The 22,688-nt window shown below is 65.3% G+C and carries 16 protein-coding genes; 1 reads left to right on the top strand and 15 read right to left on the bottom strand.

Annotation, left to right across the window (positions count from 1 at the left end; translation table 11 throughout):
• Positions 1–7 precede the first annotated feature (7 nt).
• The 5 genes from DMP07_RS00615 to DMP07_RS00595 form a co-directional block, all read right to left on the bottom strand.
• A complete protein-coding gene (locus DMP07_RS00615) occupies positions 8–871 on the bottom strand; it encodes a PhnE/PtxC family ABC transporter permease (RefSeq protein WP_123197232.1) in 864 nt (287 codons plus the stop codon).
• The gene (locus DMP07_RS00610; RefSeq protein WP_123197231.1) at positions 868–1,659 is read right to left on the bottom strand and encodes an ABC transporter permease subunit; all 792 of its coding nucleotides are present in this window, start codon (positions 1,657–1,659) and stop codon (positions 868–870) included. Before DMP07_RS00610 ends, DMP07_RS00615 begins: the two co-directional genes overlap by 4 nt.
• Entirely contained in the window at positions 1,659–2,513 is an 855-nt protein-coding gene (gene phnC, locus DMP07_RS00605; RefSeq protein WP_123197230.1) for a phosphonate ABC transporter ATP-binding protein, read from the bottom strand. Before phnC ends, DMP07_RS00610 begins: the two co-directional genes overlap by 1 nt.
• A gap of 59 nt (positions 2,514–2,572) precedes the next feature.
• Positions 2,573–3,643: a phosphate/phosphite/phosphonate ABC transporter substrate-binding protein gene (locus tag DMP07_RS00600; RefSeq protein WP_123197229.1), complete on the bottom strand. Its 1,071-nt coding sequence runs from the start codon at positions 3,641–3,643 to the stop codon at positions 2,573–2,575.
• Between the two features lie 336 nt (positions 3,644–3,979).
• Positions 3,980–5,185, bottom strand: a complete 1,206-nt coding sequence (locus DMP07_RS00595; protein ID WP_161956987.1) for an AI-2E family transporter — start codon at positions 5,183–5,185, stop codon at positions 3,980–3,982.
• Positions 5,186–5,528: 343 nt separating this feature from the next.
• On the opposite strand from DMP07_RS00595, the gene gdhA reads away from it, so the two are divergent.
• Positions 5,529–6,860, top strand: coding sequence for an NADP-specific glutamate dehydrogenase (gene gdhA, locus DMP07_RS00590; RefSeq protein ID WP_123197227.1), 1,332 nt, complete (start codon positions 5,529–5,531; stop codon positions 6,858–6,860).
• 885 nt (positions 6,861–7,745) lie between these two features.
• Here the strand turns inward: gdhA and DMP07_RS00585 are convergent.
• The 10 genes from DMP07_RS00585 to DMP07_RS00540 form a co-directional block, all read right to left on the bottom strand.
• Positions 7,746–9,533: a [FeFe] hydrogenase, group A gene (locus DMP07_RS00585; RefSeq protein ID WP_123197226.1), complete on the bottom strand. Its 1,788-nt coding sequence runs from the start codon at positions 9,531–9,533 to the stop codon at positions 7,746–7,748.
• A complete protein-coding gene (locus DMP07_RS00580; protein WP_123197225.1) occupies positions 9,527–11,359 on the bottom strand; it encodes an NAD(P)-binding protein in 1,833 nt (610 codons plus the stop codon). The genes DMP07_RS00585 and DMP07_RS00580 overlap by 7 nt, the downstream gene beginning before the upstream one ends.
• A gap of 243 nt (positions 11,360–11,602) precedes the next feature.
• The gene (locus tag DMP07_RS00575) at positions 11,603–12,748 is read right to left on the bottom strand and encodes a hypothetical protein (RefSeq protein ID WP_123197224.1); all 1,146 of its coding nucleotides are present in this window, start codon (positions 12,746–12,748) and stop codon (positions 11,603–11,605) included.
• On the bottom strand, positions 12,745–15,627 hold the full coding sequence (uvrA, locus tag DMP07_RS00570) for an excinuclease ABC subunit UvrA (protein ID WP_123197223.1): 2,883 nt from the start codon (positions 15,625–15,627) through the stop codon (positions 12,745–12,747). Before uvrA ends, DMP07_RS00575 begins: the two co-directional genes overlap by 4 nt.
• Positions 15,628–15,751: 124 nt before the next feature.
• Positions 15,752–16,441, bottom strand: a complete 690-nt coding sequence (locus DMP07_RS00565) for a response regulator (RefSeq protein WP_123197222.1) — start codon at positions 16,439–16,441, stop codon at positions 15,752–15,754.
• Complete coding sequence (locus DMP07_RS00560) at positions 16,431–17,771, bottom strand: sensor histidine kinase (protein ID WP_244594794.1); 1,341 nt, start codon at positions 17,769–17,771, stop codon at positions 16,431–16,433. Before DMP07_RS00560 ends, DMP07_RS00565 begins: the two co-directional genes overlap by 11 nt.
• Positions 17,772–17,854: 83 nt before the next feature.
• On the bottom strand, positions 17,855–18,787 hold the full coding sequence (locus DMP07_RS00555; protein ID WP_123197221.1) for a tyrosine recombinase: 933 nt from the start codon (positions 18,785–18,787) through the stop codon (positions 17,855–17,857).
• 2 nt (positions 18,788–18,789) lie between these two features.
• A complete protein-coding gene (trmFO, locus tag DMP07_RS00550; protein ID WP_123197220.1) occupies positions 18,790–20,130 on the bottom strand; it encodes a methylenetetrahydrofolate--tRNA-(uracil(54)-C(5))-methyltransferase (FADH(2)-oxidizing) TrmFO in 1,341 nt (446 codons plus the stop codon).
• A 99-nt stretch (positions 20,131–20,229) separates the two neighbouring features.
• Complete coding sequence (gene dprA / locus DMP07_RS00545) at positions 20,230–21,192, bottom strand: DNA-processing protein DprA (RefSeq protein WP_123197219.1); 963 nt, start codon at positions 21,190–21,192, stop codon at positions 20,230–20,232.
• A complete protein-coding gene (locus tag DMP07_RS00540) occupies positions 21,192–22,685 on the bottom strand; it encodes a YifB family Mg chelatase-like AAA ATPase (protein WP_123197218.1) in 1,494 nt (497 codons plus the stop codon). The genes dprA and DMP07_RS00540 overlap by 1 nt, the downstream gene beginning before the upstream one ends.
• Positions 22,686–22,688: the final 3 nt, after the last annotated feature.

Here is a 22,688-nt window from a genome sequence, read left to right as displayed (position 1 = left end):
CTCGTTTCTAGTGCTGAACGATGTATCGCTTGCGCAGATTGGTGGCGGCGACCTCGAGAACCACCGCGACGGCCAAGCACAGATATGAGATCAGGCCCACCTCGTGGATGTTCAGGTAGAAGCTGCCCGCCAAGAACAGCTGGTAGCCGATGCCGCCCGCTCCCGCCACGGCGCCAACGGCCACGGCGTTGACGAAATTGATTTCGAAGCGGATGAAGGTCCACGACAAGATCTCGCTCGTCTTGGCGGGAACCACCGCCTGGAACACGATCTGCCACCAGCGCGCGCCGCTTGCCCTGAGGGCCTCGAGCACGCCGGGGTCGATCTCTTCGAAGCTCTCGGAATACGCCTTCACCAGGTAAGCGATGCTATGGAACAGAAGGCCCGCCACCGCGGCCTCGGCGCCCAGGCCGATCGCCACCGAGAACACGAGCACCCATAAAATGGTCGGCACCGCGCGAAAGAACGACATGACCGCCTTGATCGCGGCCGCCACCGCCGTGTTCGAGAGATTCGTCGCCGCGAAAAGGCCCAAGACGAACGCGATGACAGCGCCGATGAACGTGGTCAGCGCGGCAAGCGCGAGCGAAACGAACAGGCCCTCCATCACATCGGCGAACGTGAAGTGCCCCGCAAGACCGGGCGAAGACACCATCATCCAGAAGTCGCCCACGGCGTCTTTGCATGCCGTGAAGAAATCGACCTTGCCGTAATCGATCGTCGCCATCGTGAACACGCTCACGACCGCGAGCACCACGACCACCGCCCACAGTACCGCGTTGGATTCCTCGGTCGCATGGGCGCGGATCGAGCCCTTGCGCGATAGGCGCGCGCCGCGGGACGTCGCCTCGCCGGAAGCGCTGCGCATCATATGATCCTCCTTCTGACGAAGTTCGACGTCATCTCGCACGCGATGACCACCACGACGACCGCGAGGATCGCAAGGCCTGCGACGTCATAGCGAAAACTCTTGTAATAGATGTCGAAAACGAATCCGATGCCCGTGCCGGTGAGAATGCCCACGAGCGTCGCGTCGCGGACGTTGGTCTCCACCATATAGAGCACCCAGCTGATCGCCGACGCGATCGTCATAGGCAGCACCGCCTGCGCGAAGATCTGGAAATACGTCGCGCCTGCGGCCTGCAGCGCCTCGATCGGGCCCGTGCTCATCTCGTCGATCGTTTCGAGGAAGCAGCGCGTCAGATATCCGAACGTGGTCAAGAACAGCGCCAGGAAACCGGTGAATTCGCTCTGCTTGAACGAGAACAGCAGAATGAGCGCCCAGGCGACCACCGGGATGTTGCGAAACACCGATGCGACCGCGCGCGCCAGAAACGCCGCGACCTTTCCCACGCCCACCGTGCGGCTGCCAAGCACTGCCAACGCGAAGGCGAACACGGCCGCGATGCAGCTCGACGCCACCGACACGAGCACGGTCGACGCCAGGGCCGGAAGGATCGAATCGAGCTTCGAAAGCGATTCGACGGTGGGCAGGAATTCCGCGGCCATCCACGCCACGCCCGCCGGCACCTCGGCCGCCGCGTCGATGAAATCGAAGCCCACGTAGGTGGCGGAAAGCGCATTCACCAAGAGAAAGACGACGACCATCGCCAGAAACGAGAGGGTCTTCGCGCGAAAGAACGAACGGCTCTCTTCCATCAGGCCACCTCGGCAGACGAAGAAACAGGCGCAGGCGCGATGCGGGTCGCGGCGCGCAGGCGCTGCGCCTCGCTCGGCAGGCCCTCGATCTCGATATCGCCGTAGATCTCGCGCGCGGCCTCGTCGGTCAAATCGGCCGGCGCGCCTTCGAACACCTTGCGGCCTTTCGAAAGGCCGATGATGCGGTCGGAGAACTCGAGGGCGAAGTCGATCTGATGCAGGCTCACCACGCAGGCGATACCCAGGTCGTCGGCGGCCCAGCGCAAGCGCTCCATCACCGTGCGAGACGATTTCGGGTCGAGGCTCGCAATCGGCTCGTCGCACAGCATGAGCAGCGGATCTTGCACCAAGGCGCGGGCGATACCGACGCGCTGCATCTGACCGCCCGAAAGCCTGTCGACGCGCTTGTAGGCGAAGTCGGCCATGCCCACCTGCTCGAGGGCCTCGAAGGCACGGCGCTTCTCCTCTTCGCTATACAGGCCGAGCGCGCCTGCGATCGTGGACTTGTAACCCAGGCGCCCATGGAGCACGTTCTCGATGGCCGTCAGGCGATGCACCAGGTTGTAGTGCTGGAAAATCATGCTGATGCGGCGGCGGCAGGCGCGCAGGTCGCCGCGCGAAAGCTCCGTCACCTCGCGGCCGTCGAAGACCACCGAGCCTTCGGTGGGCTCGATCAGGCGGTTGATGCTGTGCAGAAACGTCGACTTGCCGGCGCCCGAAGGCCCGATCACCGACACGAGCTCGCCTTTGCGCACGTCGAGCGACACGTCGTCGAGGCGCTTCTCATCGCCCTGATAGCATTTCGTCAAACCGCGCACGCGCAATAAGACGTCGTCTTGCATGATGCCTCCCATCAAAAAGCGGGGGCGAAAGCGTTTCGCCCGCGCGTCGCTTCGTATATCGACCGTATGCGTTAAGCACCCAGTTTCCTGATGGGCTCGTACCAGGCGTCGTCCACTTCGACGAAGCAGGTCTTCTCGGAATCCTTCTCGAAGATGCCCTTGACGCTCTCGTCGTCGGGATCGACGAAGATCTGCGGGTTGTTCGACACCTCATCGGAGCAGAAGTACCCCACGATCTTGGTGCGCTCCTCTTCGGAGATGGCGTCGTTGTTGAAACAGACGGGAGCGTTGAGCACCGGAGTGATGCCGACGATGACGAACTCCTTGCCGCGAGCGGAATCGAGCGGCGCCTCGGCGTCGTCTTTGACCTTGTACACAGCGCCCACAGTGTTCTTCTCGCCCTCCACCAGGTCGAGATACATGTCCACGTCGACGTCGTCGAACGCGGCGGCGTCGACGTCGCCGCTCATCAGGTTCACGCACGAGCCCGCGTGGGAGTTGCCGAACAGGACCTCGCTGAAGAAGCTGCCCGGCTCGAGCAGGACGTCGGAGCCGTCGAGGCCGAATTCGGACACGATCGCCGATGAGGGGACCTTGAAGCCCGAGGTGGACGTGGCGCTGACGAATGAGAAGCTCTTGCCTTCCACGTTGGCGATCGAGTAGCCGTCGCCGTCTTTGTAAGCGTCGGCGTCTTCCTTGCGCACGCAGATGCGGCTGTAGTAACACGCGCCCTCGAGGCCTCCCTCGTCATCGCTGTTCGTGAACGCAGCCTGCACGGCCTTGTTCTTCTTGTTCGCCTGCACGTAGCCCTCCGCGCCCAGCAGGGCCATCTGGGCGTTGCCCGACGCGATGGCCTCGATGGCCACGTTGTAGTCGGTCGTCGTCATCAGCTTGGCGGGACGGCCGCATGCCGCGGTGATGGCCGCGCCGAAGGCGTCGCGGGCCGCCGTCAGGTCGGCGGCGGAGTTGTCGGGGAGCCACACCATGGTGAGCTCTTCAGCCTTGTCGGCATCGTCAGACGATCCCGCAGCCGCGCCGGAACCGCCCGCCGTGCAGCCGGTCAGCGCTGCGAAGGCGCCGAACGCGGCGAGGGCGGCGCTGCCCTTGATGAAATCGCGACGATTGATTGCGTGATTAGACATATTCGTTTCCTATCGACCTTTGCCTTCGTACCGAGAAGCGCCCGCATCCGACCCGACGGCGCGCTTCTGCGTCCCGCTCGACCGCGGAGACATCGAAAAAGATTAAGGAGCGGCCGTCAAAGCCAATCGAACGGCAGACGAAAGAATTGAGAAAGGAAATCCAAGAACATGAAAAGCGACGCCGCCGGGCGCCGCAGGTTTGACGAATCTTTCACGCACGAAAAAGAAAAGAGGCGCCGCGAACAAACGATTCGCGGCGCCTATCGGGCGTTTTACCTGTTTTATTCAAAGCTCGGACAAAGCCCGCGCACGACGCGGACGTCCGGCCGAGCGGGCCTATGCGCCGGAAGTCTCGCGCGCCTCGGCCTCTTCGGCAGCCTGCTTGGCAGCAAGCTCCTTCCTGCGGGCGCGGACCTCGGCGGCGCGGTCGATCGCGAGCGTGCGCAGCGTGGCCACCGTGGGAACGCCGAGGAACATGCCCACGACGCCGAACAGCGCGCCGCCCACCAGCACGGCGGCGAACACCCAAATGCCCGGCAGGCCGACCGAGGCGCCCACCACATTGGGATAGATCAGGTGCGATTCGAGCTGTTGCAAGACCACGAGGAACACGACGAACCACACGGCCTGCATGGGATCGACGGTCAAGATCATCAAGAAGCCGATCGCGCCGCCGAGCCAGGCGCCGAAGACGGGCACGAGCGCGGTAAGGCCGACGCATGCGCCCACGGCCACGGCGTACGGCATGCCGAAGACGGCCATGCCGACGGCGCACAGCGTTCCCAGGATGACCGCCTCGATGCACTGGCCCGTGATGAAGCGCGAGAACGCCTGGTTGGCCACATGGCCCGCATGGCGCAGCGTGGCGGCGAAGCGCGCGGGCACCGTCATCTCGACGAAGGTGTCCAGGCCCCTGAACACGCGGTCTTTATCGAGCAGGATATACAGAGAGAACACGAGCGCGACGATGAAGGAGAACACGTTGTGAGCGATAGAGGTGGCGGTCGAAAAGACCGACTTCACCATGTTCATCAAGCTCGACGAGTCGCCGCTCGAGAGCGTGGCCATGAAATCGGCGAAGCTGTGCTCGATATTCTCGACGGCCGTGGTGTCGAGCGAGGCGAGCAGCATGTCGAGGTCGTCTTGCGCCCACTGGTAGAAATCCTCGAGAACCAGGACGGCGCCCTGCTGGATGATGCCCGCCGACGCCTTCATCTCGGGAAGGACCAGATTCACGATGACGGCGATGACGATCGCGATGATGGCGAACGACGCCGCCAGGCAGACCGGGCGTCGGGACGCCGCCAAAGGGCCCGCCTTCGTCGAGGGGAAATACACGCGCTCGAGGCGGCCCATGATCAAGTTGACCAGGAATGCGATCACGCAGCCCAGGACAAGGGGGAAAAACGCCGCCCATACCGCGCCGATGGCCGCGAGCACCTGCTGGGAATACATCACGCCGAGCGCCGCGAGAAACGCGAAGAACGCCGCGAGGGCCAGAAGGGTCGCCGAGCGGCGCACGCTCGGCTGCTTATCGTCCATGGTGCCGTTTGGCATATTCCACCGCCGTATCCGCCCGTGCGAACGGGCCATCGAAACGCCTCGGAAAGGCGTCGCCGTCCGGCGCATCCTTCTCTCGCGCCTTCATGCACCATGGTAGCGCAGCGACGCCCTGCCGCGAAGCATCGTTGCCGAACCGCCACGTTTTCGCGCGCCGTGTCGCGCAACCCCTTGCCGCATGCGACGGGCGCCGCCTGCAGAGCGCCTTTCGCCCCGAATCGAGACGCCGTAACAGCGACGAAACAGAGCGGCTTTAATCTGCTAGAGTGCATCACGGAACAACGCGGGACGAAACGAGTCCGCACGAACGATACAGGAGGAAGCCATGACGTACGCACAGCGCGTGATCGAACAGGTCAAGGCGAAAAACGCAAACGAGCCCGAATTCATCCAGGCCGTCACCGAGGTCCTGACCTCCATCGAACCCGCCCTCGCAGCGCATCCCGAATACGAGGAGGCAGGCCTTCTCGAGCGCCTCGTGGAGCCCGAGCGCGTCGTCATGTTCCGCGTCCCCTGGGTCGACGACCAGGGCAAGGTGCAGGTCAACCGCGGCTATCGCGTCCAGTACAACAGCGCCCTGGGCCCCTACAAGGGCGGCCTGCGCTTCCATCCCTCCGTCAACCTGTCCATCATCAAGTTCCTCGGCTTCGAGCAGTGCTTCAAAAACAGCCTGACCACGCTTCCCATGGGCGGCGGCAAGGGCGGCGCCGACTTCGATCCCAAGGGCAAGTCCGACGGCGAGGTCATGCGCTTCTGCCAGAGCTTCATGACCGAGCTCTCCCGCCACATCGGCGCCGACACCGACGTTCCCGCCGGCGACATCGGCGTGGGCGCGCGCGAAGTGGGCTACATGTTCGGCCAGTACAAGCGCATGCGCAACGAATGGACCGGCGTGCTCACCGGCAAGGGCCTCTCCTTCGGCGGCTCGCTCGCCCGTACCCAGGCCACCGGCTACGGCCTGGTGTATCTGGTGCAGGAGCTGCTCGCCCAAAGCGACGATTCCCTCGAGGGCAAGACCGTCTGCATCTCCGGCGCGGGCAACGTGGCGATCTATGCCGCCGAAAAGGCCCAGCAGCTCGGCGGCAAGGTGGTCACCATGAGCGACTCCACCGGCTGGGTCCACGACCCCGCAGGCATCAAGCTCGACGTGGTGAAGCAGATCAAAGAGGTCGAGCGCGGCCGCATTTCCGCCTACGCCGAGCGCGTCGAAGGCGCCGAATACCATGACGGCCGCGGCGTCTGGAGCATTCCGTGCGACATCGCCCTGCCCTGCGCCACGCAAAACGAGCTGTTCATCGAAGACGCCAAGGCGCTCGTCGCCAACGGCTGCAAGGTGGTCGCCGAGGGCGCCAACATGCCCACGACGCTCGACGCCACCGACTACCTGGTCGAATCCGGCATCGCGTTCTTCCCCGGCAAGGCGTCCAACGCAGGCGGCGTGGCAACCTCCGGCCTGGAGATGAGCCAGAATTCCGAGCGCCTTTCCTGGTCGTTCGACGAGGTCGACGCCAAGCTCAACGGCATCATGGTGAACATCTTCCATGCGGCGGCCGATGCCGCCGAGGAAGTCGGCCAGCCCGGCAACTACGTCGTCGGCGCCAACATCGCCGGCTTCAACAAGCTCGCCAACGCCATGATGGCCCAGGGCATCGTCTAATCGGCCTTTTCTCCGGCGAACGCAAGCGCCCGCCTCGACACGTTTGAGGCGGGCGCTTTTTCATGCCGCCCGTGCGCGTCGAAAACGACGGCCTCTACGACGAGGCCCGTCCGCGCTCGAACGCGGCGGGCGAAAGGATCAGGCGACAAAAAGGCCTCGCGCTTTTGCGCGAGGCCTTCGATGGATGTATCGGGATGCGATTCTCTACCCTTCGTCTCCCGCGACAGAGACGAATGCGACACAGCGGGTTTGCGGATGCTTTATGCGAAATTCCGAATATCGGCAGAATCAAAGGATATTCCGAGGGAAAACAACCGCCGCATCATACGTCCCGAAACCCTAGATTACTCCCGTAAGGATAATAGCGGCGACGCAAAGAAGGGCAACGCCGCAGATGAGAGACATAGCGTAGAAGACGGGCGTACAAGCGGATCGCAGAGACATTTCACGTTCGGTCATCGTTATCACTCCTTAGGTATTCCAGGTCATCATTCTGCCGATGGGGCCATCATACTCCCCATGAGCAGGTATTTCGAGGGGTTTTCCGTTATTTTCGGCGCATATATCCACCATCTCGCATAGCGTATGCATATGCAAAGCGACACATGAGATATATTTCGCATTTTCCCTGGCCAAGAGGCATATATCGAAATGCATCAATGCCCGGGCCGTGCATATTCGGGAAAATCGCCGCCGACGATGCGGCGCGCCGCCCGACGGAGGAAACCTCTCTTGCCAGACAGGCCCGCGCAAGCGGAACCGCTAGGCAAGCGTACGCGAAAAAGGCACGGGCGCCGCAAAGCGCCCGCACCTGTCGCTATCGCGCCGAACGGCCCTGCCGAAGCCGTCGAAGCGCGGTCGAACCCTTGACCGATCGAGACGAGGTCACTTCTTCTTCATAGGACCGTCGACTCCCACGGCGCACGGCATAGACCAGGCGCCGTGATCGCTATGGAGCAACCGTTCGGCGAGTTCGGAAAGCGGTGCTCCGAGGAAATCGCCGTAGCAGGCCTGCACGGAAGGGTTCTCATGGCTGAAACGAAGCTCGCTTCGCGCATCGATGCGACGCAGGACCGACCCGCGACGGGCGGCACGCTCCTCGCCCTCGCAGATAGGCTGCCCGCCCCCGCCGACGCAACCGCCTGGACACGCCATGACCTCGACGAAATCGTAGGAGACTTCGCCGCGATCGATGGCGGCGCAAAGCGCGTCCGCATTCGCCAGGCCGCTCGCCGCAGCCACGCGAAGCGTACGTCCCGCCAAATCGAACGTCTTCTCGCGCCATCCGCGCTCGATTCCGTCGTAGCGGATATCTTCGAATGCATCGGGGTGAGGATTCGAACCCGTTGCAAGGAAATACGCCGAACGCAACGCGGCTTCCATCACGCCGCCCGTAACGCCGAAAATATGTCCTGCACCGGTAGCTGCGCCCAACGGCGCGTCGAATTCCTCTTCATCGAGCAAAGCGACATTCAGGAAACGGGATTTGATCTGACGCTGCAGCTCGCGCACCGTCAGCGCCGCGTCGACATCGGGCACGCCTTCGTTCGAATCCATGCCGGGATAGGCCCGTTCCGCCTTTTTCGCCACACAAGGCATGTAGGATACCACGAAGAGTTTGGAGGGGTCGATACCCAACAGGCCCGCATAATATGTTTTCGCGAGCGCGCCGAAAATCTGCTGGGGCGACTTCGTCGTGGAGAGACGGTCCTGCATCCAGGGATAGCGCGTTTTGAGAAAGCGCACCCATCCGGGACAGCACGACGTGAACATCGGCCCTTCGACGCCCGCCTCGAGCCGAAGCAGCAGCTCGCTGCCCTCTTCCATGATCGTCATATCGGCCGCGAAATCGGTATCGAACACGTAATCGAAGCCGAGCTTTCGAACCGCCGCCACCAAACGGCCCGGCGTGGCCTCGTCGGCGGCGAGGTCCAGGCCTTCATGCCACGACGTGCGCACCGACGGCGCGATCTGCGCGATCGTCACGATTTCAGGGTCGCTTATCGCATCGAACACGCGCGCGATGTCGCTTCGCTCGTGCAGCGCGCCCACGGGGCAATGTGTGATGCACTGCCCGCAATACGAGCAATCATCCTTCGCCACCGCGTCGACGCGGCTGCGCGACCCCGAATCCACAAGGGCCCAGACCGCGAGCGCCTGGCTTTTCTCGCAGACCGAAACGCACCTGAGGCACGAAATGCATTTCGCGGGCTCTTTAACGAGCGGGAAGCGCTTATCGACCGGCTCGGTATCGAAGCTCGTCGGAAACGGCACGTCATGGATGGCCATGCGGTCGGCGAGCGCCTGCAGGCGACACGCGCCGTTTCTGAAGCAGGTCGGGCAACGGCGGTCGTGGCGCGAAAGAATGAGCTGCAGATTGGTGCGGCGCGCAAGACGGACCCTCTGCGTGTCGGTGCGCACTTCCATGCCGTCGAACACGGGGCTGTTGCACGCGGCGACGAGGCGGTCGATCCCCTCGACCTCGACCACGCAGACGCGGCAGGCGCCTATTTCGTTGAGCTCGCGCAGATAGCACAGCGTGGGGACCTCGACGCCCGCGAGACGGGCCGCCTCGAGGATCGTCGCCGTGCGCGGCGCATCCGTTTCGACGCCGTCGATGACGACGCGGACGGTTTCGCCGCAGCCGCGCGCTATGGGGTTCTCCTCTACCATGCAAGCCTTCCTTCCTTGCGCAGGATTCCGCATCCGAAGTGATCGCAACTCAAGCAGCGCGCCGCCTCCTGGCGCATCTCCTGCTCGGAGAATCCGTATTCCACCAGGTCGAAATCGTGTCGGCGCTGCTCGCCCGACCTTTCGCCGAGCACCGCGCGGCCCCACGGCATGCGGTCGTGCTGCGAAACGGGTTCGAATTCGATATCGAGCGAAAGCGCGCGATGGAAGCCCAGGTCGGCATCGATCGAGCGCGCCGCCTGCTTGCCGTCCGCGATGGCGATGATCGCCGAGGCGGGACCGCGCATGCAGTCGCCCCCTGCGTACGCGCCCGCGGCGTCGATGCAGCGCAGGCCGTCGTCGACCACGAGGGTCTTGCGCTCGCAGGAAAGGCCCGCGCGCTCGAACGGCTCGGAAAGGACCTCTTGCCCGACGGCGACCACCACGGCTTGGCACGCGATGGACTCGGCGGGGCGCTGCGCGGGCACAGGCGAAGGCCTGCCGTTGCGAACGGGGCCCGTGACCTGCGGCTGGACCTGCAGCGCGCAAACGCGGCCGTCGGCGTCGGCCTCGATGCGAAGCGGGGCCATCAGTTCGGCGATATGGCAGCCGTCGGCCACGGCGCCTTCGATTTCCTCGGGCAAGGCCGTCATATCGGCCGAACGGCGGCGGTACACCACGGTGACGCTTTTCGCGCCCAGGCGCACGGCCGTGCGCGCCGCGTCCATGGCCACGTTGCCGCCGCCGATGACGCACACGTCCATGCCGCTCCAGTCGGGACGGCGGCCCGATGCCACCTCGCGCAACATCTCGACCGCCGACACGACGCCTGCGGCATCCTCGCCTTCGATGCCCACGCGCTTGTCGCCATGCGCGCCGATCGCCACATACAGCGCGTCGTGATCGCGGCGCACGTCTTCGATCGGAAGGTCGGCGCCCACGTCGACGCCGCAGACGATCCTCACGCCCGCCGCTTCGATCGATGCGATTTCGGCATCCAGTATGTCTTTCGGAAAGCGATAGTTCGGAATGCCGTAGCGAAGCATGCCGCCCGGCTTTTCGAGGCGCTCGAACACCGTGACATCGTGGCCGAGGCGCGCGAGGTAATACGCCGCCGAAAGGCCCGACGGGCCCGAGCCGACGATCGCGACCTTCTTGCCGGTGTCTTCGAGGCGCGACGCCGCGCGCGGACGCGTTTCGTGGTCAACCGCGTAGCGCTTCATGCCGCGGATATTGATCGCGTCATCCACAAGGGCGCGCCGGCACGTCTGCTCGCACGGATGCTCGCACACGTAGGCGCAGGCCGAAGGGAACGGGTTGTCCTTCCTGATCAGCTCGACGGCATCGTCGAAACGGCCCGCGGCCGTGAGCGCGATATAGCCTGGAACGTCGACGTGCGCAGGGCACGACACCGTGCACGGAACGCCCTGCGACGAGCTGCGCAGGCAGCTTCCGTGCTCCATGTGCTGCGCGAAATCGTCGTGGAAAGCCGCGATGCTCACGAGAACCTGCTCGGCGGCCTGGGAGCCGATGGCGCAATCGGACGTATCCCTGATATGCTCGGCGAGCGCACGCAGGCGCACAAGCGCGTCCGCATCGGCTTTGCCGTCGATGATGTCCTCGAGCATGCTCGAAACGCTCGCGAGGCCGATCCTGCACGGAACGCACTTTCCGCAGCTCTGCGCGTGGGCGACGCCCACCTGCGCGCGCGTCATATCGACCGGACACGTCCCCCGCGCGGTCGCGCCGAGGCGCCGCGCCGTATCGTTGCACTGCGCGGCGAGCCGCTTATGAAGCGATGCTCGCGCGTACCCCTCCGCAATGCCCATGTTCCTCCTCCCGACAAGGCCCCGCAGGGCCGCCGAATCCGATTGAGCCCCCGACGGCGCGCCCGCCGCGAACGGCAGGCGAAGCGGACGAAAGCAAGATGCGTCATGATACCATCGCGCGGCGTCGCAGGGTCGAAATCGCAGGAAAAGACACGGCCTGGAAACAGAAAGCGCCGCCGGCCAAACGGGTTTTCACCCATAGGCCGGCGGTGCTTCGTCGCATGGCGGAAGACGCGATGCGGGTCATTCCTCCGTGAGGACCTTCGTCGATGCCACGTTGCCGGGCGCGATCATCAGCACGCCGACGCTTCCCTCTTCGGGCGCGTCGAAATACAGCGTGCCGCCGATGACCTCGCTCATCGAGAAACGGTCGGAGGTTTTGAACGTGATCACCGCATCCACCCCCGAAACCGCGGAAAACGGCGTGGGGTCCGAAGTGAACGCCACCACGGTGTCGACCCGCGCCGCCTTGAAACGGGCCAGAACGTCTTCGATATGATTCACCAGCGCGAGGTCGATCGACGCGGGGTCGACGGCGGCGAACAGCTCGGCCACGCTTCCATAGGCGCTCTTCACGCGCGTAGTGGTCTTTTCATCCACCTCGCCCGACTCGCCCGTCGCCGTGATGGTGGTGGTCGTGGTGGTTTTGGTCATCGTGGTGGTAGGCATGGCAAAATCGGCGGTCATCTCGGACGGGATGCTGAAGAACCCATACGTATGACCGTCCTTCATGACGATGCGACCGCTCACGAAGTCGCGCAGCGACTCCGAATCGACCTCGATGACCGAAGCCTTCTTGCCTTCGTAGACCGCCCTGGCCTCTTCCATCGTCATCTCGCCGTCACGCGATTCGTCCGCAGGATACGGAGCCTGCGCGTCCTCGACCTGCTCGTCCACGTCGGCCTGCTCGTCTTCGGCGGATGCCCCGGCCGTCTCGGAAGACGTCTTTCCCGACGCCGAAGGGATCAGAATGGGCTTGATGCCTTTATCCTGCGCGCCGGATTTCTCGTCGGCGACAAGCGAGGAATCGCCCTTTCGCACTGTTCCGTCGAAGATCACCACGTCATAGCCCGACATATCGCCCGCGACGTCGTCGATGCTCGTCGCGGCGACGTTCAATCCACGCCCCGCATTGGAGATGTACGAAGTCAGCAGAACGAAGCCGGCGATAACCAGAACGGCGAACACCGCGAGCGCGATCCTCTCGCGCTTGTGCTGCTTCGCCGCGCGCGAAGCGGCGGCGGAGCGCGCGTCGATCAGGCGAGCCGCTTCGGCCGAGCAGGAAAACGAAGGCTCGTCGGATTCGGTCGCACAGGGCTCCTTCGAAACGGCCTTGCGATCTTCGCGACTTGCGCCCGCCGACAACGGGGACGCGTCGCGCGCCCTCATCGGTCCGCCTCCAGAAGAGGACGGAGGAATCGGCCGGTATGGCTGTCCTTCGCCGCCGCCACTTCCTCGGGAGTGCCGGAAACGACGATTTCTCCGCCGCGGGCGCCGCCTTCGGGACCCAGGTCGATCACCCGGTCGGCGCACTTGACCACGTCGAGGTTATGCTCGACCACCAAGACGGTATTGCCTTTGTCGACCAGGCGCTGAAGCACGTCGAGCAGCTGGCGCACGTCTTCCATATGAAGGCCCGTGGTGGGCTCGTCGAGAATATAGAACGTCTTGCCCGTCTGGCGACGCTGCAGTTCGCTGGCGAGCTTCACGCGCTGGGCCTCGCCGCCCGAAAGCGTGGTGGCGGGCTGTCCCAAGCGAATATAGCCCAGGCCGACGTCGTGCAGCGTCTGCAGCTTGCGCGCCAGGCCGGGGATGTTCTTGAAGAACTCGAGCGCCTCTTCCACCGTCATGTCGAGCACGTCGTAGACGTTCTTGCCGCGGTAGGTCACCTGCAGCGTTTCGCGGTTGTAACGCTTGCCGCCGCACACCTCGCACGGCACGTAGACGTCGGGCAGAAAGTGCATCTCGATCTTGATCTGGCCGTCGCCCTTGCATGCCTCGCATCGGCCGCCGCTCACGTTGAAGCTGAAGCGCCCGGGCGCATAGCCGCGCGCCTTGGCCTCCTGCGTGCTCGCGAACAACGCGCGGATGTCGTCCCACAGGCCGATATAGGTCGCGGGGTTCGAGCGCGGCGTGCGGCCGATAGGGCTCTGGTCGATATCGATCACTTTATCGAGCCCCTCGTAGCCGGAAAGCTTGCGATAGGCGCCCGTACGATGGTGCGCGCGGTTGATGCGGTTCGCCAAAGCCGGGGCGAGGGTGTCGGTGATCAGCGAGCTCTTGCCCGAACCGGAGACGCCCGTCACCACGGTGAGCGTGCCGATTTCGACCTCGACCGAAACGTTTTTCAGATTGTTCTCGGATGCCCCCTCGAGCTTGACCGACCCGCGGCCCGGACGGCGGCGCTGCGCCGGCGCTTCGATGCGGCGACGGCCCGACAGGTAATCGGCCGTGAAGCTTCCCGTGGCCGCAGCCACCTGCTCGGGCGTTCCCGCGGCGACCACCGAGCCGCCGCGCTCGCCTGCGCCGGGACCCATGTCGATGACGTAATCGGCATGGCGGATCGTGTCTTCGTCGTGTTCGACCACGATCACCGTGTTTCCCAGGTCGCGCAGGTGCTCGAGCGTAGCGATCAGGCGCTCGTTATCGCGCTGGTGCAGGCCGATCGAAGGCTCGTCCAGAATGTAGAGCACGCCCATGAGGCCCGCGCCGATCTGCGTGGCAAGGCGGATGCGCTGCGCTTCGCCGCCCGAAAGCGACGCCGTCGCGCGTTCGAGGGTCAGATAATCCAGACCCACGTCCACCAAGAACTTCAAACGCGCGCGGATCTCTTTGACGATCGCGGCGCCGATCGTGGCCTCGCGTTCGCTCAATTCGAGCGCGTCGAAAAACGCCAGCGAATCCACGGCGGCCATCTCGCAGACCTCGTGGATGTTCTTGCCGCCCACCGTGACGGCGAGGATCTCGGGGCGCAGGCGCTTGCCGCCGCATGTCGCACACGGAATGGTGGCGAAGTATTTGCCGTATTTGTCGCGCTGCGAATCGGACTGCGCGTCTTTATAGCGGCCGAGAACCGCCTCGCAGGCGCCTTCCCAGTCGATGTTCCAGTAGGTCTCGCGGCCGTCGACGGTCACGTAATCGACGCGGACCTTCTCTTTCTCGATGCCGAACAGCAACGCGTCGCGGACCTTTTTCGGTAGGTCTTCCCACGGGGTGCCGGGGTCGGCGCCCATATGCAGGCAGACGGCGCGCAGGATCTGCGGGTAATAGTTTCCGGTGGCGAACGGCGCGATGGCGCCTTCGTTCAGCGAAAGCGACGGGTCGGGCACGAGCAGGCTCGGGTCGACTTCTTCCCTGCTGCCGAGGCCCGCGCAATCGGGGCATGCGCCGTACGGGGCGTTGAAGCTGAAGTCGCGCGGCTGAAGCTCGTCCATCGAGTGGCCGTGTTCGGGGCACGCCAGCGCGAGCGAGAAGAAGCGGTCGGCCGAAGAGACGCCCGTGAATCCGGGAGTCGCCTTCAAGGCGTCGTCCGCCTGCGCCTCGTCGTCGACCACGTGCACGACGACGCGGCCTTCGGCGAGCCTGGTGGCCACCTCGACCGATTCGGCCACGCGGCTCGCCGCCGACGCCTTGAGCACCACGCGGTCGACCACCACGTCGATCGTGTGCTTGAATTTCTTGTCGAGCTTCACGAGCTCGTTTCCGAGCTTGACCACCTCGCCGTCGATGCGCAGGCGCGAAAAGCCCTCTTTCTGCAGGTCGGCGATGATCTTCGTGTGCTCGCCCTTGCGGCCCACCACCACGGGCGCCAAGATCAGCGCGCGCTTGCCTTCGCCCAGGCCGAGGATCTCGTCGGTCACCTGGTCGGTGGTGCGCTTCTTGATTTCGCGTCCGCACTCCGGGCAATGCGCCACGCCGATGCGCGCGAAGAGGAGGCGCAGGTAATCGTAGATTTCAGTCGTGGTTCCCACCGTCGAGCGAGGGTTTTTCGACGTGGTTTTCTGGTCGATGGCCACCGCGGGGGAAAGGCCGTCGATGCTGTCGAGGTCGGGCTTGTTCATCTGCCCGAGGAACTGGCGGGCATAGGCCGACAGGCTTTCCACGTAACGGCGCTGGCCTTCCGCATAGATGGTATCGAAAGCCAGGCTCGATTTGCCGCTGCCCGACAGGCCGGTGATGACCGCCAGCTTATCGCGAGGGATGGTCACGCTCACGTTTTTGAGATTATGCTCGCGAGCGCCCTTGATCACGATCGAATCGCTTGCCACTTGTCGAACCTCTCTTCGAATACGGTATGTGCGACAGCTGATTGTAGCGCAGAGAACGGGAACTACGAACGGACGTACGCGGAATCTTCCATACATCCGGAAAAGCGGCGGCGCGGGCGGGCGGCTACATGCCCGGCTTCACCAATCCGCTCTCGTAAGCCGCCACCACCAGCTGGGCTCGGTCGTGCGCGTCGAGCTTCGCCATGACGCGGCCGACATGGGTGCGCACCGTTGCGGGGGAAATGACCAGCTCGTCGGCTATCTCGTCGTTGCTCATGCCGCGCCCCACCAGACTCAAAATCTCGCGTTCGCGCTCCGTGAGGCCTTCGACCGCCGAGCCGTCGAAGCGCGTCTTGCGTCGCGAGGCGGCGTAGGTTTCCACCAAACGGCGCGTGACGGAAGGCTCGATCAGCGCGTCGCCCGCGGCCACCACGCGCACGGCACGCGCCAGCTCGTCGGGCTCCACGTCTTTGAGCAGAAAGCCGCTCGCTCCCGCGGCAAGGGCGTCGTAGACGTATTCGTCGATATCGAACGTCGTCAAGATCAGCACCGCCACCTGGGACGTTTCAGGGTCCGACGCCAAGATCTTCGTCGCCTCGATGCCGTTTTTGCGCGGCATGCGGATGTCCATCAGCAAGACGTCGGGCCTCATCCTGCGCGCCAGGGCCACCGCGTCGGAGCCGTCGACGGCCTCTCCCACCACTTCGATGCCGGGAAACGACGAAAGGATGAGGCGGAACCCCTTGCGCACGAGGTCCTGATCGTCGGCTATGGCCACGCGGATCGGCGCGGCGCCTGCCTTGCTATCGAGCATCGCGAACTCCTTCCAGGGGAATTTCGGCGGAAAGCGCGCAGCCGCCCTCTCCGACCGCACGGAACCGGCCTCCGAGCGCTTCGATGCGCTCGGCCATGCCCTGCAGGCCGTGGCCTTCGGCGGCGTCGCGGTCGGCCTGCGAAAAGCCCACGCCGTCGTCGACGTAGGACAGCGACGCCGACGCGCCGCTCGAACGCAGCGTGATATCGACGCGCGACGCATGCGCATGGCGCACCGTGTTGGTGGCCGCCTCGCGCACGAGGGCGAACAAGGCCATGTCGACGAATGCAGGCACGGCGTTCTTTTCGTAGCCGCGCGTCGCGCACGATACTTCGAGGCCCGCCCGCTCGAGATAGGAAACCACGTCTTCGAGGCGCTCCGTGCCTTCCGCGGGCGCCGTCTGTGCCGCCTCGTCGCCGCGCAGAACGCCGATCATGGAGCGTATTTCGTCGAGCGCGCCCTTGGAAACCGTCCTGATATCGACAATGGCCTCTTTCGCCGCGGCCGGGTCCAAGTCGACCAGGCGCTCGGCAGCGGCGGCCTGGATGGCGACCGCCGACAACGAATGGGCCGTGATGTCGTGGACGTCGCGCGCAATCCTCACGCGCTCTTCGGCGACGCGGCGCGCGGCCAGCTCTTCGCGGCTTCGCTCGGCCTCGTCGAGCCTGCGCTCGGTTTCGCGCGCATAAGCCCGATACGTACGCACGGCGAACCCGAGCGACACCGCGGCGGCGGCGAACACGGCGTTTTGCACGCGCATGATGGTGGCGAGCGTCTCGCTCGGCAGCGGAGTGGGCGCCACGAGCATGACCGCCGCCGCGACGACGCCCGCCCCCGCCGCATGGCGGCCGCTCAGCTCGCTCGCCACCGTGAAGGCGGCGATGATCGGGCCGACGGCCGACAAGGCGTATCCCGACATGAATCCGCTCGAGAAGAAAAAGCACGCCGACACGATCGCGAGCGTCGGCCACGGCGCGGCGCGGCGCAGGACAAGAGGAAACGTCGTGAACGCGAGCGCGGCGTAGGCGTATCCGTTGGGAACGATGTTGACCAGGCCCGCCATTTCCCTGAACGGACCGTCCACGTAAAACACCGAGGTGGAGGCGAGGATCAGCTGCACGCACCCGAACACGAACGCGACCAGGGCCACCGCGACATCGATAGCCCAATCGCGCGGGCCCATGTCCGAAAGCTCGAAGGGACCGGCGGGGTCGTCGTCGCGGTCGCGCAAAGGGTCGCCGAACAGAGACGAGGCGAAGGCGTGGGCCGACTTGCTCGCCTTGCTGCCGAGCTCGGAGAATCCACGCGTCTGTTTTTCGAATTCATTCATCGTTTCATGCTAAGCCGTCGCGAGCCGCAGCGCCATACATCCGACGACGTATTCGCCATTCTGCCCGGTTTCGCCACATACGCCTACCCGCGCGGATGCGCGCGGCTGTGCTCGTTTTTCAAGCGCGTCGGAGAAACGTGCGTGTAGATCTGGGTGGTGGACAGGCTCGCATGGCCGAGCATCTCCTGAACGCTTCGCAGGTCGGCCCCTCCCTCGAGCAGGTCGGTCGCGAACGTATGGCGCACTGCATGCGGAGAAAACGACAAGTCGAGCCCCGCAGCGGCAAGCGCCCCTTTGAAGACCGCGCGTATGGCGTCGGGGCTCATTTTCGCCCCGCGCGTGGAAAGGAAGAAATACGGCGAAGGCCCGTCGCATTCGAGCTCGGGGCGCGCCTCGTCGCGATATCGAAGCATCGCTTCGCATGCGACGTCGTGCAGAGGAACGACCCGCTCTTTGCGGCCCTTGCCGAACACCTTGACCCGCGCCGCCGAGAAATCGACCCCGCGCACCGTCAGCGACGCGGCCTCCGACACGCGCACCCCGCACGCGTACAGAAGCTCGAGCAACGCCCGGTCGCGCACGCCGCGCGCGTCGTCGCGGCCGACGTAGACGCCGAGCAGGCGGTCCATATCGGCCGCGCTCATCACGCGAGGCAAGGTTTTTTCGGCCTTGGGGCCTTGGATGGAAACGACCGAATCGTCGCACGGCACGCCGGCGGCGCAAAGCCAGCGGAAAAACGTCCGCATGGCCGAAAGGCGGCGGTTCGTCGTGCGGCGCGAACAGCCTGCGGCATCGAGCTCGGCGAGATAGCGGCGTATGGCGCGATGGTCGGCGAACAGCGGATCGATGCCGTGCCGCGCCGCCCAGCGGCCATAGTCGAGCAGGTCACAACGATATCCGCGCACGGTGTGCTCGGAAGCGTTGCGCTCGAGCGCCAAAGCCGCGGCGAAGCGCTCGACGCAATCGAGGAAGCGTCCGTCGACCGCCGCGGGCGTTATGCGTTCCGCACCGTCCACGGCTACAGCAGGCCCGCTTCCTGCAGGGCGAGGCGATACGACTCGAGGGCCTCGGCGCCGCGGCACGCATAGGCGGCATAGCGCTCCTGCTTGTTGCGAATGCGCTGCTCGAACGGCTCCATGATGCCGAAGTTCACGTGCATGGGCTGATAGCCCTCGGTGTTCGGGTCAGTCGCGTAATCGAGCAGCGCGCCGAACGCCATGGCGCGCGGCATCGCGGGCATCTCGACATCGACGAGGCGCGCATAGACGGACAAGGCGGCCACGAGGCCCGACATGACGGCCTCGCAATAGCCCTCCGTTCCCGAAAGCTGGCCCGCGACATAGACCGGCACCTCGGAAGACGCCTTCTCGAAATAAAGCGTGCGGTCGAGCAGCTCGGGCGCGCAGATGAACGTATTGCGATGCATCACGCCGTAGCGCGCGAATTCGGCGTTTTCAAGGCCGGGGATCATGCGGAAAACGCGGCGCTGCTCGGGAAACGTCAGATTGGTCTGGAAGCCCACCAGGTTGTACGCCGTCAAATCGGCGTTTTCGGCGCGCAGCTGCACGGCGGCCCACGGCCTTCTGCCCGTGGCGGGGTCGGTCAGGCCGACGGGCTTGCACGTTCCGAAGCGCGGGGCGTCGTGGCCCTTGCGAGCGATCTCTTCGATCGGCTGGCATGCCTGGAACAGGTCGCCCGTCTCGAAATCCTTCTTGATGACGCGGTCGGCGGCGAGCAGCTCGTCGATGAAGGCGTCATAGCTTTCCTTGCTGAAAGGAGCGTTGAGGTAGTCGCCCACCGCCTGCTCCTCGTAGCGCGACTGGCGAAACAGCACGGCTTCGTCGAGCGAATCCGCCATGACGATCGGCGCCGCCGCGTCGAAGAACGCCAGGTTGTCGGAACCCGCGCGCTCGGCCACCCATGCCGCCAGCGAATCCGACGTGAGCGGACCGGTGGCCAGGATGACCGCATCGGCATCGGTCGGGGGCTGCTCGACCTCTCCGACGATGTATTCGATCGAGGGATGCTCGCGCACGAGGCGCGTGACCGCGGCCGAGAAGGCGTCGCGATCGACGGCGAGAGCGCCGCCCGCATCGACGCGATTGAGCATCGCCTGCTCGATCAAAAACGACCCGAGCCCCGCAAGCTCGGCTTTGAGCATGCCTGCGGCGCTTTCGGGCTTGGTGCTTTTGAGCGAATTCGAGCAGACCAGTTCGGCGCAATCGGATCCGTGATGGACGTCCGTCTGCACGACAGGACGCATTTCATGAAGGCGGACACGGACGCCGCGGGAGGCGAGCTGCAAAGCCGCCTCGCTTCCCGCAAGGCCCGCGCCGATGATATCAACTGTTTTATCCATGGCCGTGATTCTACCGGCTCGCCCGCGGATGCCCGCACTCTTCGAACGAGACATGCCCGCGACCATATCGTTTCCATAGAAACCGCCGAAGCGGCGAGGTCATTTCACCGCCCCGAACCTTCCGTCGGGATAGCGCTCTATGACGCCGATGGCCTCGAGCCGGCCCACGCACGCCATCAGGTCGCTCATGCCGTCGAAAAGAGCCTCGTCTCCGCCGATGAAGGCGGCGGCCATCTGCTCGAGCCGCAGCGGGTCGGCGGCAAGGGCCGCGGCCAGGCGCGTCTCCCGCGGACCGGGCAGAGGCAAAACCCCCTGGCCCGCCACGACGCCTTTCGACGGCGCGGCCCCGAAAGAAGTGCACGCCGCCTCCGTGTCGGGGAACATGCGGTCGAGCATCTCGACGAACGACTCCTCGTCCACCACGGGCATGGCCCCTTGCCCGATCAGCATGTTCGCGCCGCGCGACGTTTCCGAGAAGATGGAACCCGGCACCGCGAGCACATCCCTGTTCGCGCGCAGGGCCTCGTCCGCTGTGGAAAACGTGCCGCTGCCGACCCCCGCCTCCACGACGAGCGTCGCCCTGGAAAGGCCGGCGATGAGCCTGTTGCGCGCCCTGAAGGTATACGGCTTCGGCGGGAATTCCCAGGGATGCTCGGAAACCACCGCGCCGCCCGACGCCGCGATGCGGTCGAACAGCCCCGCATTGCACGCCGGATACACCTTGTCGCAGCCTCCGCCGAGAAACGCGACGGTGCGTCCTCCCTGCTCGAGCGCGGCCTCGTGCGCCGCGGCGTCGCATCCGCGCGCGCCGCCCGAAACGATAGCGATGCCGCGGCGTGCGGCGCATCCCGCGAGCAGGCGGGCGGCGGCTCTGCCGTACGGCGTCGCTTTGCGGGCGCCCACCACGGCAAGGCCTTCCTGCAACGCGTCGGGATCGCCCACCACATACAGCGTTTCGGGAGGGTCGTCGAGGCATTCGAGAGCAGCGGGATAGCCCTTCGTCCCGCGCGCTATCTCCCAGCGCGGCCCCTTCACGGCCTTGCCGTATCCGCCCGACGCCATCACGACCCCCTCCTCACCCTGAAGCCGACCGCTTCGACCAGATGCTCCTCGCCCACATCGCGGCTCTGCGCCATATCGGCGACGGTGCGCGCCACCGACAGCACCCGAGCTATGCCGCGGCCCGACATGTTCATCGAACGCGCCGCGGCCTCGAGCAGGCTTTTCGAGCGCTCGTCGAGGCGGCAGCACCGCAGCAGGTCGTCCGTCTTACGCGAGCGCGCATCGCCGAGGGCGTCGCGCCGCCAGCTTGCGAACTCCCGCGCCTCGCGCACGCCCGCGCGCAACTCCTCCGAGGTCGCGCCCGTGCGATGGGCGCCCTCTATGATGGAGGCGGGGTCGCAGCGCCAAACGTCCACGTGCAGGTCGATGCGGTCGAGCAGCGGCCCGCCGACTCTGCCCTGGTATCGGGCGACCTGGAGGTCGGTGCACCGGCACGCGATGTCCGGATCGCCGTAATGGCCGCACGGGCACGGGTTGGCGGCGGCCACCAGCATGAAGCGCGACGGCAGTTCGACGCTGCCATCCGCCCTCGTCACCACCACGCGCCCTTGTTCCATAGGCTGTCGCAACGCCTGCAGCACCGCAGGAGAAAACTCCGGCAATTCATCGAGGAACAAAACGCCGTTGTGGGCGAGCGATATCTCGCCCGGGCGCACGGGAGACCCGCCGCCCACCAGGCCCGCCATGCTGGTGGAATGATGTACCTTGCGAAACGGCCGCACGCCCGAAAGAATCCCTTCGACCGATTCGCCCGCGACCGAATGCACCCGCGCCGACTCGATCCTCTCCTCTTCATCGAGCGGAGGAAGGATCGAGGGCAGCGCCGAGGCGAGCATGCTTTTGCCCGAACCCGGCGGGCCCGTCAGAAGAATGCCGTGGTCGCCCGCCGCCACGATCTGCAGCGCCCGCTTCGCGGCCTCGTGGCCGTAGATCGCGCCGAAATCGGGCGCATCGCTTCGCGCGTCCTGCGCGGGAAAACGAAGCGGCGCGAAATCGCATCGGCGCAGGTCGCCCAAGGCGCGCACGCCGCGCTGCTCGACATCGGAAAGCGGGGCGCCGTCGGCCGCGTCATACGAAACGGCGAGGCGAAGGCCCTGCTCGCGCGCGCAGCAGGCATACGAAAGCGTTCCGGGGACGGGGCGCACCTTGCCTTCGAGCGAAAGCTCGCCGACCAAGAGATATTCGCGAAGCTTCGCCGCGTCCACCTGCCCCGTGGCCGCGAGGATGGCGGCCGCTATCGGAAGGTCGAACCCCGACCCCGCCTTGCGAAGCGAGCTGGGGGCGAGGTTCACCACCACCTTGTCGGCCGGCATCGTGAACCCGCAGGCCCTGATCGCGGCGCGCACGCGCTCTTGCGACTCCCTGACCGCCGCGTCGGGCATGCCGACGATGGTCATTCCGGGAAGGCCCCTCGAGACGACCACCTCGACCTCCACCGGAACGGCGCGCACGCCGCGTATGCAGGCCGTCTTCAGCACGCATTGCAGATGCATGGC

The sequence above is a fragment of the Slackia faecicanis genome, from assembly GCF_003725295.1.
GTDB classification, from domain to species: Bacteria; Actinomycetota; Coriobacteriia; order Coriobacteriales; family Eggerthellaceae; genus Slackia; species Slackia faecicanis.
Note: the sequence above shows the minus strand (reverse complement) of the source record. Positions and strands in the feature narration are given on the sequence as shown.